A 14,951-nucleotide genomic window follows, 5' to 3' on the forward strand; every position below is an offset into this window, starting at 1 on the left:
GAATAGTATTATACAGAGCTGGTAGGGTCACCCGTCAAACCTTAGAAAAAATCGTATCTTCAGTAGTAGATATACTTCAGAAGAGATAGAAGTCTAATAGTGAAGCGTTGTACCCCAACTTATAATCCTTCGCCTACACGCATAAGAGGTTGAAATTAAATAGAAATTAAATAGGGTCAGACTCCATTTTTCACTCTAAACGAGAAATCGAAGATAAAAGTCTGTGAGAGTGTTTCAAAGGACAGAAAAGCGAAATTAAGCAATCTCGTTCCTTACTGTTGAGAAAGCAGATTCTGAGTCAAGCTCAGAATGACGTATTAAGTGGGAACTTTAACCGGGACAGACTCGCTTTTTCCATATTCATTACTTTCTATGATATCGAGCAAGCACATGCGACCGGAGAGAATCACTCAATGAGTTTTCAAGATGGCGGCATTACCTGCAAAGATGAAATTCTGAAGACTGGAAGATGAACTGCATCCCTGATAATATTGTGAACATGACAATAGACGACTACGAGGAATTCCTTGAAGAGCGGCGTTATATCATGGCGCAGAAGATAAAGAGGTATTTCGCGGTTCTTTGAAGAATTGCTGAATTGATATTCGATGCGTTTCCTAGACGAGGTGTGGAAGTGGATTTCGATCGAAGTGGACATGAAGTGACAGGAAAAACCCTATGATTCTATACTACTTCAGGAAGTACTGGTGGGTGGTGTCGGCTGCAATTATTGCGCTGGCTTATGTGATTCCTTATCAGGCGGTTATTGGTCTGCTCGTTGCGCAGATCGTCGCTGTGAATCTCGTATCCTTAAGGATCAAGCGTTATTTGAAGCCCGAGCGAAATGTAAAGACTCTCAGAAACCTTCTCGTTCTCGAACTTAAGGACTTTCTAGAGAGCTACGGAGTTTCCTGTGATTTTCCTCCGAGGGGCGATTATTCCTCCGTTGATCTTATCGCGGAGATCTTCGGAGAAAAGACGGTGTTCTCTATAAGAGAGGGCAATGATCAAATCCATAAGTCCGAAGTGCAGAGTCTTGCCGCTTCTCTCTCGAAGCACGGGGCCAGTCACGGAGTTATTCTGGTCGATAGTCTGCTGCCTATTGAGGCAAAGAGATTGGCCGAGAGCTACGGTTTGGAATTCAAAAGATATCAGAAGTATAAGGAAGAAGTTCAGGAAGAACTCGGTCCCAATCCTAACCGCTGATGTACATTCAAAGAGTTATCGATCAGAATCAAAAGGAGCTTTAGAGGAGAAATTCAAACCCTCTGGGAAGGCTTTTATCAAGAAGGAGACTTAACTGAATGAAAGATGAAGTGATTACTATTCCTGAAGTTGCAGAACACTTGAAAGTGACTAGACAGACCATCCGCAAGCTGCTGAAGGATGGAAAGATCAAGGCTTTCAAGATAGGTAGATCTACAAGAATATTGAGATCTGAAATTGAAAGATTCATACAGGTACAGATGAAAACAAGCAATGAATGACTTATAGTTCTTGGTCAATAAGTACAAATCAATAAGTGCAAAAGCATTTCTATTCCTAGATCAGGTACTCAGCATTTCTTTAGAGAAATGCAATAATATGGCGAAGATAGCTGTGACTTCTTAATACTACTATCTACATCTACACCACGGCATCAGAAAGATAACAACTCGACCCTACCAGAGGTAAAGATAACTGTCTAATCGTGCGGGAGCACTCACCTGTACGGGCGTCAAACGATTTGTGGTTGAATTGGCGCCAAGTTGGCAGTATTGATTAGATCCCCAGCTCCATACGGTACCATCATTTTTCAAAGCTATACCATGATAGCCGCCCATCGAAACGGCTATTATGTCTTGAATGACCGATGCGTTATTCGGTCCCTTAACTTGAACTGGGGAGTATCGTATAGTCTTCGTCCCGTCGCCAAGCTGACCAAAATCATTGTTTCCCCAAGACCAAATACTCCCATCTTCTTTTAAGGCGATCGAACTATACCCGCCCGCATCAATATCTGTAACATCGGACATTAGACCTATTTCATCTGGTCCCCGCACTTCAACAGGTGTGCTTCTGTTCTCAATTGTTCCATCACCAAGCTGACCATAATAGTTGTATCCCCAAGACCATAGTGTTCCATCTCTTGTTAGTGCTATATTATGATTTAAACCACAATCAATATCAATAATGTCGCTCAAAAATCCTTCTCCATGTGGACCTTTGACTTTTGTAGGAACTGACGACAAATCAGTTGTTCCGTTGCCGAGTTGACCCACGCCATTAATTCCCCATGCCCACACTGAACCATCATTCATCAACGCGAGAGAATAATCCGCTCCCGCAGCTACTTTCACGATCCCTTCCAAGAACCCTTCGCCTCCGGGACCCAAAACCTGTACAGGAGTTCTTTTTCTAACTACTGTTCCATCTCCTAACTCACCATAGGTATTACTCCCCCAAGACCAAACAGTTCCATCTTCTTTCAAAGCAACTGTATGAGTATTTCCTGCAGCTACCTCTACAATGTTTATCAAAAATCCCTCTCCATTTGGACCTCTTACTTGTACAGGCAATAACCTATCGACTGTCGTGCCGTCGCCGAGCTGGCTTCTGAAATTCGGTCCCCACGTCCAGATTTCTCCGTTCGTATTCAGAGCAACAGAGTGACCAAGAGCTTCCACGAGAATAATATTTTCAATCAAATCTGCGTTATCTGGTCCCTTTACCTGTATTGGAATCTTGCCAGTAAATGTAGTATTGTTGCCAAGATTACCGGATCCGTTAGCACCCCAGGCAACTAACGTTCTGCTTTCTGTGATAGCAATACTATGTGAATTTCCCGCAACTATCCCCACAATGTCTTGAAGAAAGCCTGAAGCGGGGTAATTGAAAACTCGTTTCGGAAGAATTGTTTCTTCGTTAGTTCCATTAGCCAGTTGACCACTTTCATTATTTCCCCAGCTCCAAACCAGACCAGAATTATCAAGTGCAATAGAGTGTTCGCTCGCAGTCCCGAAAATTATGTTCTCAAGATCTCCAGAGTTATCCTCATTCCTTACTTTCACGGGGGTGTATCTGGTTTTTTTTGTTCCATCTCCAAGCTGTCCAAATTCGTTGTTTCCCCAAGACCATAACACGCCACTCTCTGTAACTGCGAAGGAACTGAACTGCCCGCAAAATACAGCGACCACATCTTCAAGATACCCAATTCCCCCATAACCTTTTACTTGGACTGGTTTGTTTTGATCATCAGTTCTCCCATTCCCCAGTTGCCCGAAACTATTTTCCCCCCAAGAGAATACTGACCCGCTTTCTGTTATTGCCAACACATGACCGTTAAAGCTATTAGAATCAACGCTTATTTTAATAATGCCAGAAAGAACTCCATTCCCATCTGGACTCTTCACTTTCACTGGCGAATAACTCGAGTAGTTTGTTCCATCTCCCAATTGTCCGTTTTTATTTCCTCCCCATGCCCATACAGTACCGTCTCTCGCGAGTGCGATAGTAAAATTCTGTCCGGTATCGACTGATATGATTCCTCCCAAGTATCCTTCAGGACCGTCTCCTTTGACAATTACTGGTTTATGCCTCGATTGTGTAGTTCCATCGCCCAAGCAACCATCAGAATTCTCCCCCCAAGCAACCACTGAACCATCCGTTCTCACTGCAACACTATGACTGCCTGCGGCTGCAATAGCTACAACACCAGTAAGATACTGCTCTGACCCGAGCCCCTTAACTTGCACGGGTAGATTGCTATGGTTCTTTGTACCATCTCCCAGTTGGCCATAATTGTTACTCCCCCATGCCCATACAGTACCGTCTGCAGCTAATGCTAGAGTGTGCAAGTTTCCTGCAGCGACAGCTACTATTGATTCCAAAAGGGCTTCTCCATTTGGACTCTTAACAAACATCGGGAAATAGCTTGTAATATTTGTACCATCTCCCAGTTGGCCATAATTGTTACTCCCCCAAGATAGAACCCTACCATCATCTTTTAGTGCAACTGTATGGCTTCCTCCTGCGTCAATCCAGACAATGCCCCTTTCCTGATATTCCGAAATAGCAAAGCTTCTCACTTGGCTTTCAGTTACTCCACCCTTGTGATCCTGAGCAACTATTTTCCAGTAGTATTCTGTTCCGAACAACAGGTTCTCTATCTCTAGAGTCGTCTCTTCATAGTCTTCAACATTCATCGACTCTGGAGCTGGTTTTGTATCCAAATAAACGTCATAAAATACTGTGTCTCCATCGGGGTCATCGCATTCCCAACTGAGTACAACTGATACTGAATTATCAATCAATTCACCGTCATTTGGAGAGATCAAAGCTGGAATATTTGGAGGCCTGTTGACTTCTCCAACTATTACATTGAATGAGTCTACGGTTTCTCCGCCTTTATTATCATTCGCACTGATTACTACAGGGAAAACCACATTTTCTGCTGTTGGATTGTATTCTATTTGTTTCTTTAGTAAATCATAGGCGGCTGTATAAGTGTATATGGCATCATTTACCGTCCCTACTCCCGATACCAAAGAGAAAGAGAGTGTGTCTCCATCACGATCATTTGCATAATCGTTCAGGTTGAGCGTAAGAGTTTCACCTTCATCCATTGTCTGATCTGGTATTTCTACCACCGGAGGTCTGTTGATATCAATGACAGTTATTCTGAACGAGTTTTCGGCAGATGTGCCTTTCGAGTTTGTCACTCTTATCTTCACTTCTTTTATGCCCGAATCTTCAAACGTTGGGGAGTATTTGTAATCAGATCCTATTATTTGACCTACTCCAGAGATTATTTTGAAAACGAGAGAGTTTATGTTCTCATCAGCGCAATGTTGTCTCAGATCAAACTGAAGAACCTGGTCCTCATCTACTGTCTGATCTGGTATGTTAATTGTTGGAGGCTTTTCTAGAGAAGGACATCCCAATAAAAGGAAAAGTAGAACACTAGTAAGCAGTAGCAATGAAATCTTCTTCATCCTTGCACCTCCGCTTTTCTTACACACCTGTACCCGCCTTCACTTTGTCACCAATCTAATTATTCTCCTGCTCATCAGTCTGAAAGCTAGTCGAGAAACTCTTGAAGGGGAAACTGATTACTTTCTTTTCTAGAAGGCAAATGAGATTACGCGTTTTTCTTGATCCTATCTACTCTTCTTCTCAATTATAGAAGTCTCTCCTTTATTTTCTTACAACTTTTTTTGTGGCAGACTCCGTTTGTACTTATATTCTGCAGCAAACAGTTTGTACATTGCGTTTATATCAGCTATTAGAAACGGTTTTCCGCTGTTTCAAAAAACTACCACAACATTCAATGGAGCAACCATTGAATAAACCTAATACCATAAAGGACATCCAACAACATGCTATCACAAGAGATGTAGAAAAAGAAAATCATTAAGGTTATGTGTATTAACCAGTTACTTACTTCAATTACTAATGTTTCTACTATTTGTTGTTAAGATACATGATTTTTCATTCTGAAGTGTTTTTCACTTTCATTGGCAACTCAACCTGACTCTTACAGATCTCTTACGGCACCTACAGATCTCTTCCATATCCTGAAGTACTTTGCACCTATGTTGAATCTCTTGACAAACTCCATGTATTCCGGCCAGATGGGGGCTCTGTAGAACTCGCTGCGGCCTATGCCTCCGTTTATGACATATTCGGGCAGAGGGTTGTCCCTGTAGAAGACCGACCGCGCGAGTATCTGACCTCTGTTCGTGAAGTTTGTCCAGTTGCAGCCGAAGGCTTCCCCCGGCTGGATTATGGCCAGAATCTTAGGGGCCATCCTGTTTTCGAGATAAAGCGCCTGATAAGCTGCGGCACCGTCCGCACATATGAACAGCAGCGAGAATCTGGAAGGATTATGGTCTTCACCGTACTCCTCGGTCCTCTCGAAGATGAACCATTCGGCGAAGGGTTTCTCGAACACATCCGAATAATGGTCGGGGCGGTGAAATTCCCCACGGTCCGGGGCGACCCTGATCCTCCAGCCGTTCGGCGCGAGCTGGCCTTCGCTCAATGAAAGCTGACGGAGGACTCTGTACCCCCTGAATCCATTGTTGGCGATCTCTTCGAGCAAGTTCTCCCTGCTTATGGAGTAGTCTACATATACGAAGCTATAGACATTTCCCAGAAAGTACTCGACGGGGTGTCCGTCGTGGCCGCAGGCCGGATAGTATAGGGAGTCTTTCAGTACGTCATGAATGTCGAATTTCACCGGGTTCTTTATCCATTCGGGCATTTCGGCCTTCGTCAATTCTTCAAACATCCGAATCACTCCCTTCGCCTTTCAAAACTTCTTTGTTCGGAGATCCGCTCTCATCAGATCTTTGTGCCCTGATTGCCTCGACCGGGAGCCTCAGGGCCTGTATTATGCGCAGGGGCAGAAACTCCATGAAAAGGTGCTTTGTGGCTTCTCTAATGAGAAACTGGCCGTAGTCGCCCCTGAGAATGTCGAAGACCTTTATAGGATCGTAGTCGCCGGCGACTCTGAAGACTATGAGATTGCCTGAGGGCAGTATCGAAGCGTCTGAAGAGATGTCGGCTACCAGACCCACGGTAGATATGTCGTTTCTTTTGTTGAATATGATGTCGTTCTTTCGTAGAAGCGCTTTTTCGGCCGCCTTTGCGAGATCTCCTTCATACTCCTCGAGAGAACTAAACTGTACGATGCCGTTGTCATCGACCTCCAGACGAGGGTATTTGTAGACCTTGCCGTCGTACCTTTTTCCATCGGCTTCATTATCTTCAAGCAGGTCGGCTCTCCAAGAATTACGCAAACGGTTGGATTCAAAGAACTCACCGATGGAACCCAGTTCGACTGTCGGGGAAGTGAGAAACGTCTCGTAATCCTCGGGCAACTGGTCTATCTCTACAGGTATTATCGGGTAGTCGGCCGGAACCAGAGAATAGCCGCTCTGCTTTATCGTACCAATAGGAAGTAGCGCGCAAACTCCACTTTCGCCTTTCCAGTCCTTGAAGTTTCTCATGACTGAATCCAGCAGAAGATTCTCCTCCCTCACTTCGAAGCAGAAAGGCTCTCTGCCGTCGCTCTTGGACACCGCCATGAAGACCTGCCCTTTCCTGATGGCAGGCTTCGCCTTGTTAAGGACCATCAAGCAGCAGTCGTCGTTTCCGCCGTGAACGGCTCCAAGGGGTAGTTGTACTACGGCTTCAAGCCAGTCGTTGTCTATGATTTCCTTGTTTCCTTCTCTCAGTGCTCCTCTCGTGATCAGCGTCACGAGCTTCCCGTCATCCTTCATCGAGCGCATTCCGTGGGTTATGAAATCCCACTGGCTGATGAGACCGGATGAGATGTCTAGAATGTTTCGGAGAAAGAAGTCAGTCTTCAGCTCCTGCAACACCATGCGCTCGCCTGTAGGAGGCTCGATAATCACCCTGTCGTAGCCTTCTTCCACATAGAGAGTCTCTTTCGACGGCTTCATGAGCGAATCGCCCCTTACGAGCTTCGAGACGTCGATCCCGAAAAGAGAAAGGACAATCTTTGTGAGCCGCCACTTTCTCGGGTCGATTTCAAGACCGGCGAAGGAAGTGTAATCGAAGCCTTCTCTCTTGAAGATCGTGTAGAAGGCCCGTCCATAACCGAAAGCGGGGTCGTAAACTGTCATTCCTGGTTCGATCTCGAGCAGATCGACCATCATCTCGAGGATTTCCATCGGAACTATCATGTCCGAATAGAGAAGATTGGAGTCGATCGCAATGGTGAACATGCCCCTATAAAGGAGATCTGTCAAGAGATCTATGTCCCTTACTGAGAGTTCGTCGATCATGCCGTCGGCACAAGCGCAGGTTCTGTGGAAGAGCGGCGAGTCTTCTTTGAAGGCCGCGCTCAATTCTCCCTTGAAGTCGATGAAGGAAAATTCGGGATGCTCGACGATGAGTTCGGATATTGCGCTCTCCATGAGATCGGCCCGCTCCTGTCCACTCTTTCCGAAGAAAACGAACCTCCAGAATACGTCGCTGAATCTGACGTTCTGTGAGAGTTTCTTGAGCAGCATCGAGGTCCAGAAATACTCTATCGCCTTTTCGGAAAGCAGCCGGTTCCGCTGACCGAGTTTGGAAAGAAGATACATGAAGTCCTGCACGCTACCTGGAAGGCCCATCATTGTTCTCCCTCGTCGACCAGCACTGTCTTCACAATTCGGAAGCCGATCATCGAGTCTTCAGTTACTACACCAATGTTGCGGAACGAAACTGCCACTGTTAAAGGATGGTCAACTGCGCTTCCACCGCGAAAAACCTTCCATTGATCTGTTTCTCCATACGGGTTTATCTCCAGTCCCTCCGAGTATCTGTCGCTGTTGTCGCTGCACAGTTCCCAGACGTTACCGGACATATCGTACAGCCCGAGTTCGTTCGGGCTCTTCAGCCCGACCTCTCGAGTTCTGTCGGATGAGTTTTCAATATACCAGGCGACCTCATCGACGTCGTTACTTCCGGCGAAGATATAATCTCTGCTTTTGTTCCCTCCCCTGGCCGCGTATTCCCATTCTGCCTCGGTCGGCAACCTGTAGCCGGCAACTCTTCTCAAATCGGTCGTGTATGAGCCGTCGCAATCAAGCAATTTTCCCAATTCATCGTACGCCGGGGGCAGGCCTTCCTTTTCGCTCAACCAGTTGCAGTAAGCGATGGCTTCGAACCAGTTCACACGCACGGCCGGCTTTCTGACATTCGGGAAGTATCTATCTATGAATTCTTCTGTGCCCGTTTCCCTGCAGAACCTCGAGTACTCCTGAAACGTGACGGGGTACTTGCCTATATGGAAATCATAGCTAAGTATCACATAGAGGGTCTTCCGCTCTTTTCCGTTTTCTCCCTCCCATACCTCGCTCATCTCGAACTCGCCCTTCTCGACAAAGACGAGTTCGTTTTCCGGGGACCTGTGAAGGGCGGGCTCTCTCTGCTCAATGACCGGCAGATTGATATCTACATTTTCTTTATTCTTGATTAATTGCTTTACCCCACTCCGCTCAATGACAGGTGGGTTGAGCCTTGCGGGGTCTCCCGAGAATTTCCAGATAGTGACGCAGAAGTTAAACCCGTTGAAGTACTTCTTTACCCTGTGCGTGTATTCGGGCCAGGGGTTCGTAAAACCGGACATGCCCACGATGTACTCCGGTAGGGGATGATCTGGATAGAAGATAGACCTGCCGAGTATGCTCTCTCTCTCGCCGAACTCCGTCCAGTTCATCCCAAAGCCGTATTGCGGGATTACGAGGAATTTTGGAGCTATCCTGTTTTCTAGATAAAGCGCCTGGTAGGTTGCAACCGCCTCGGTGTTTAGAAAGAAGAAGGAAAAGCGTTTCGGGTTGTGTGTCTCATCGTACTCCTCGGTCCTCTCGAATATGAACCATTCGGCGAACGGCTCTTTCTGAATTTCACGCCACGAATTAGGGTTTCCGTCTCCCTCGGCAGGTAGAACCTTCTTCCACGAAGTATTCAGAATCTCTCGATGTCCTGCAAAGTAAGCTCTCTCGCGGTCTTCACGGAAGTGATCCAACCGCCCCTCTCTTCGCGGATCGTCGTCGCGGTAATACCAAATCAGCGCGTCCCATCCACCGGGATGGAGTCTGTACGGGTCTATCGTTTCATGCAAGATAGGCCTGTAACCTGTGAAACCGTATTCGGCCATGTCCTGCAGCAGGTCTTCTCGGCTTATGTAGTAGTCGATGTACACGAAGCTGTAAGCGTTTCCCATGTAGCATTTGACAAAATGGCCGTGAAGGCCGCTTGCCAGGTAGCAGAGAGAGTCCTGAAGAATATTCCTTATGTCGAACTCCCCGGGGTTTCTGATCCATTCCGGCATTTCCATTGACGGTATTTCCGTCATCAAACTAACCACTCCTCCTTATGATTTTTTCGCGATCTAAATCGCTACCCGGATTACCGGGCGATTGTATTTTCTGACCTCACTACAACCGCACAATGGGATTGTCACTGGATCGGAAACGAGAGAATGTCTTATGGGTAGATATTTTGCGGAGCTGAGTGAAATTGTTGTTCGGAATATCCGATGCTCAATAAGCTACAAGAAAGACAGCACCGGTTGGATAGAACGGCGAACAGAGATGTTCGTGTGGGATTTGGACTCTGAAAGTCGACTCAAGAATACATGATGTCTGTGTTTTCTACATTCTATACACGTATTTGATTTCGATAGGGTATGATCACCATTGGAGATCTCGATTAAACGGTAATCAAGAAGCGGAACAGATTCACATCTTGTCGGTACGGATTGTCTAGTCAACACAAGTTAATTATACAGCAACGTCAATACTAGTAAGTTACGGCATTATATCTATAATTATCGTCTATTCATTACGATATGTTTGCTTAATTGGCGCGGATGACCGGCATAACTCGTCTCTCTTCTTGGAGAGAGCGTCCCCTCATGGAATTCGAACAGTCTCACAGTACTGGAGCTGTGGATGTGGGGTCGATCGACTCTACCCCAAGTGTAAGTGGGAACTTCCAACTAGAGTGTCCACCAATTCTTCACTGCTTACTGACGATATCCGGTATCCTAATCTCTTCCAGTGCAGTGAGTCTCCCGCCGTTGAAGAAAATGTCTATCTTTGCCTTATGGATAGAGTACTTCCCATAATCGCTTCGCAGAATCCTGAGCACTTCAAAGGGATCGTATTCTTCCCTTACTCTCAGCGCGATACAGTCTCCCGAAACAATCGCCACCTGATCGTCAGCGATATCTCCCACAATGCCTACTCCGCAGGATCCAGGTTCAACGCAGATGACTATGTCAGACTTTCTCAGAGTACTGGATTTTTCGACTTCCACCAAACTCCCGCTATGCCTAGTCGAGCGGCTCAAGTCTATTAAGCCTTGCGCATCGGTCGCCACTCTGTCCAGAAGAAAGATCCTATCTGATATTTCATCGCCATGAAGCGGAGTCTTCGGGACCGTTCTGTCCTCACGGTCGTAATCGATCCATCCATGGCTTCTGCCGACAATGAACTCGCCAATCTCTTTGAGTTCGATCATCGGGGCATTGATAAGCTCTTCATAGCTTACATCCTTTCTACCGGATAAACCCGCAGATATCGCATAATCACGCGGTTTCAGCGTGTACCCGTTTGCCGCTATCGTCTGAATCGAGACTATACCGCTTCGATTCGGTTCCGATAGCCATTCTCTGTACTGCTTTATGATTTTCGATGGCCATTCGATGGGGTTCCGTATATCGAACCAGTCGATCCGCCTCTCCGATTCGGGCACCAGCAGCACTTTTCCCTTTCTCTGATCGGGCTTGGATTTGTTTATTACGAGAATGCTCGTCTCTCTTCGAAGGAGATTGCCCCTGCCCACCGGAAGCTCTATCACTGCCTCCAGCCAGTCGTTGTCGATTATCTCTTGCGCCGGCTTTCCCAGTTCTCGAGTCTCTATGAGGCTCACCATTTTTCCGGTTGGCTTGAGGCATTCGATGCCGCGTCGAATGTAGCTCCACTGACTTCCCGGAACTTTGGATACCTCCAGGTTGTCTCTTGTCAAATACCCGGTCTTGATTCTATAAGAGAGAATCCTCTCGCTGGATGGCGGTTCGATTATCACCCTGTCGTATTGTGAATTCGACAGGAGCGAATAGTCTTCCGACCTGATTAGCGGATCTCCTTGCTTAAGATTCACCGCGTTCAGCCCGAGAAGAATCAAGGCGATCTTTCCGATCCTGTGCTTATACGGATCTGCCTCGAGGCCCGCGTATTCGAGCTCCTCTCGGGGGTTGTTCTTGAAGATGCCGTAAAGGATCCTGCCGAACCCGATTGCAGGATCGTAGATGCTCATCCCATGACGGACATCCAGCAATTCGATCATCGAATCGATTACCTGCGGGGGGGCCGCCGAATCTCCTTCCAGCAAATCGGATTCCATGGATACCGAGAGCAAGGCCTCGTAAAGAGAGCCGCTCTTGTTGAAGATATCTACCATCGCCAGTCGATCCACGAACGAGTCGGCGTAAGTGCATGCCTTTTGAAGCAGTTCCGGACCTTCTCTAAAGATCCATACGTATTTTCCCTCGTACTCGATGAATCTGTACCTCGGATACCTGCTGATCATCTCTTTCAAAGCCTTCTCTATCAGCACCGCCCTATTAATTCCGCTCTTGCCGAAAAGAGCGAACTCTTCGAAGACATCTGCGAAATTGTCGCGGAAAGACTGTTTTCTCAGCAGCATGTTCGTCCAGAAGTACTCGATAGCCCTTTCCGAAAGGCTTCGGTCTTGCTCTCTCAATTTGAACAGCAAATAAATGTAATCTCTCGCAAAACTCTCAAGATCCATGCCGGGCCTCCTTCTATTTTTGTTGTGCAGATTAGGAACGCTTACAATAACTCTATTAACCTTGACTCCACTCCCTTCTCCTGAACGTCTTCCCCTGCGATTCACTTTTCCTGCAATCGGCAACTCCAGAAGGCCGAAAGAAACCAGACCATCGGCCCAAAGTGTATGCAAGTCCAGGATGCGCGTCGGCGTCAGTCTGACTTATTAGTACGTGCATCGAGAATTGTAGGTCTATATGAGTAGAGAACGATCGTCTGGAGTTCAACCCGGAACCATTGTCGGAAGTAAGGCCTGCCTGAAAGACAAAGGCAACAACATTGCTCCAGGTCTGGAATGTTTTCTTCGAAGCGAGTTTCTCTGGAGTGTATAGCATCGGCGAATGATGTTTATAAAGGTAACGGCAAGCCACTTTATTTAATTATATCAGGAGTGAGAAACGCTTTGTTTACGTAACTGAAAACTGTACAATGGTAGTAAAGTCGAGATCCTGATTTAGGGGGCAGTTCTTGAAAGGTATTCTTGTCTGTGGAAAGGAAGGCAGAAGAAGAAGCGATTACTTGCTGCGGAAGATCTGGGGAAATCTATATTATTCATATGAATTCACATTTGGACGATTTGTGGAAAGTGAAATCTACCGCAAATTATTCAATAGTTTGTTTTGCCCTTTCTGTACTAAGAATCTGTGTCCAGGTTCCTGGTTCTTTCTTTTTAGTCTTAGGAATTCATCACTTTGTGTGATACTATCATTATCAATACAAGACCTAGGGTGATATTTCATGATTTCTTCAGCCAAATTAGCATCCAAGTATCACAGGGCGTCTGTTCTTCATTCTGATTTCAATATTGATCACAACCAGCACGAAGTTAATGGAGGTTTAGACAATGATCGTAGGAAAGCAGTTTCCATTAAGCGAAATATTCAGCGACAGTTTCGATTTCATTATTCCTTCGTATCAGAGACCATTTTCTTGGACTGTTGAGCAAGCTGGAGAGCTCTATTCCGACCTTCTGTCATCGTGGAGAGCAAATGAGAATGAGGAGTACTTTCTTGGTAGTATAGTACTGATAAAAGCAGAGCACAATCCAAGAGCCGAAGTAGTTGATGGCCAACAGAGGCTAACAACTTTGACTATGCTTCTAGCAGCAATCGCAACTCGATTTGGCGATGAAAGACAAGCTTCGCTCTTGAAGAGACTAAGAGGACAGGGAGATGCTCTTGAAGGTAGGCGAGACAGACCTAGACTGACCCTAAGAGAGAGAGATGCGGAATTTTTCTCGAATGTGCAACGGCTCAATTTTGAGGCAATTGATAATGCAGATGATGCGCGGTTATCTGATGCGCAAATAAATATTAAGAGAATATGTGCTGAGTTTAGGCGCAGAATTGACGAAGATTTTCCTTTTGAAGATGAAGATAATGAAAAACTCTTCAGCTTTGCAAGATATGTTAACAATAAGAGCTATATTGTGGGTGTCTCTACTCCAAATGAGGATTCGGCTTTTAGAGTATTTACTGTTCTTAATAGTAGGGGTCTAGACTTGCGACCTTCTGACTTGCTTAAAGCCAGCCTGATTGGGAATCTAGATGAAGAAGAACGTGAACGGTATACTGAATCTTGGGAAACTCTTGAGAATGATATTGGTCGTGAGAAATTCAATGATCTTTTCGGTCACATACGAATGATATTGTCAAAAGTTAAGCAGAGGAAAAACATTGTAAGCGAATTACAAGGGATTTTGACCGAACGCCAAATTAACCCCAGAGTCTTCATAGACAGTTATCTTGAGCCTCTCGGTGAAGCATTCAATAGAGTGATTAATGCTGAACATACAAGCGTAGCAGATCCCACAAGAATCAACAACTTACTTGTTTGGTTATCTAGAATCGACAATTCAGATTGGATACCACCTGCGATAGCCTATTACAGGAGCAACAACAATGATGAAGAATTGTTGCGCTTTTTTACTGGCTTGGAGAAATTAGCTGCTTACATGTGTCTTAGCCGCACCGGTATCAATGCCCGCATAAGACGGTATGGAGAAGTGCTTAACAGAATTGAGCACGGAGAAGTCCTAAAAGAGGACTCTCAGCTCTGGTTAACGCAGCAAGAAAAAAACGAGATGATAGACATAGCTTCGGGAGAGGTTTACAAGATGCAGAATAACCCAAGGAAATATCTTTTACTCAGGCTTGATTCGCTAATTGCTGATGCGGGAGCAGTTTATGATCATGACGTTGTATCGATAGAACATGTTCTTCCCCAGACGCTGAATAGAAGATACTGGGATGCAGCTGATTGGTCTGATGAGGATCACAGCGAGTGGTTGCACAGACTCGGCAACCTTATCCTGCTATCTTCAAATCGAAACAGAGCTATGAGGAATTATGACTTCAAAACGAAAAAAGAGGGGTACTTTATGATCAATGGTGTAACCACATTTGCCTTGAGCACATCAATAGTGAATCAAGATGTGTGGACGCCCGAGACAGTGAGAGAAAGGCAAGAGAAGTTGATTGATGTACTTAGAAAAAGATGGATAGATTAATGCTTTCTTAATGACAAACCTAGGCTAATCTGCTTTCTAAGATACTAATCCTTTGTGCAGAGTCAAAAGAAGTACTCGATAGCCCTTTC

At 45.7% G+C, this 14,951-nt stretch carries 8 protein-coding genes; 3 read left to right on the forward strand and 5 right to left on the reverse strand.

From position 1 onward, the window contains the following. Positions 1 to 678 precede the first annotated feature (678 nt). Both B3K91_RS02655 and B3K91_RS02660 read left to right on the forward strand, forming a co-directional pair. Complete coding sequence (locus tag B3K91_RS02655) at positions 679 to 1,206, forward strand: restriction endonuclease (protein WP_292593943.1); 528 nt, start codon at positions 679 to 681, stop codon at positions 1,204 to 1,206. A gap of 98 nt (positions 1,207 to 1,304) precedes the next feature. After that, positions 1,305 to 1,487, forward strand: coding sequence for a helix-turn-helix domain-containing protein (locus B3K91_RS02660; protein ID WP_292593945.1), 183 nt, complete (start codon positions 1,305 to 1,307; stop codon positions 1,485 to 1,487). A gap of 174 nt (positions 1,488 to 1,661) precedes the next feature. On the opposite strand, the gene B3K91_RS02665 is transcribed toward B3K91_RS02660, so the two are convergent. The 5 genes from B3K91_RS02665 to B3K91_RS02685 form a co-directional block, all read right to left on the reverse strand. After that, the gene (locus B3K91_RS02665; protein ID WP_292593947.1) at positions 1,662 to 4,973 is read right to left on the reverse strand and encodes a hypothetical protein; all 3,312 of its coding nucleotides are present in this window, start codon (positions 4,971 to 4,973) and stop codon (positions 1,662 to 1,664) included. Positions 4,974 to 5,515: 542 nt separating this feature from the next. Beyond that, positions 5,516 to 6,271, reverse strand: coding sequence for a hypothetical protein (locus tag B3K91_RS02670; protein WP_292593948.1), 756 nt, complete (start codon positions 6,269 to 6,271; stop codon positions 5,516 to 5,518). Then, a complete protein-coding gene (locus B3K91_RS02675) occupies positions 6,264 to 8,129 on the reverse strand; it encodes an HsdM family class I SAM-dependent methyltransferase (RefSeq protein WP_292593950.1) in 1,866 nt (621 codons plus the stop codon). Before B3K91_RS02675 ends, B3K91_RS02670 begins: the two co-directional genes overlap by 8 nt. Continuing rightward, positions 8,126 to 9,853 (reverse strand): formylglycine-generating enzyme family protein, encoded by a 1,728-nt coding sequence (locus B3K91_RS02680; RefSeq protein ID WP_292593956.1) that lies wholly within the window; start codon positions 9,851 to 9,853, stop codon positions 8,126 to 8,128. Before B3K91_RS02680 ends, B3K91_RS02675 begins: the two co-directional genes overlap by 4 nt. A 665-nt stretch (positions 9,854 to 10,518) precedes the next feature. Beyond that, positions 10,519 to 12,315 carry an HsdM family class I SAM-dependent methyltransferase gene (locus tag B3K91_RS02685; protein ID WP_292593952.1) on the reverse strand — a complete coding sequence of 599 codons (1,797 nt, stop codon included), beginning with the start codon at positions 12,313 to 12,315 and terminating at the stop codon, positions 10,519 to 10,521. Between the two features lie 882 nt (positions 12,316 to 13,197). On the opposite strand from B3K91_RS02685, the gene B3K91_RS02690 reads away from it, so the two are divergent. Beyond that, positions 13,198 to 14,862, forward strand: a complete 1,665-nt coding sequence (locus B3K91_RS02690; RefSeq protein ID WP_292593954.1) for a DUF262 domain-containing protein — start codon at positions 13,198 to 13,200, stop codon at positions 14,860 to 14,862. Positions 14,863 to 14,951 lie beyond the last annotated feature (89 nt).

Source organism: Mesotoga sp. UBA5847, from assembly GCF_002432735.1.
Lineage (GTDB): Bacteria > Thermotogota > Thermotogae > Petrotogales > Kosmotogaceae > Mesotoga.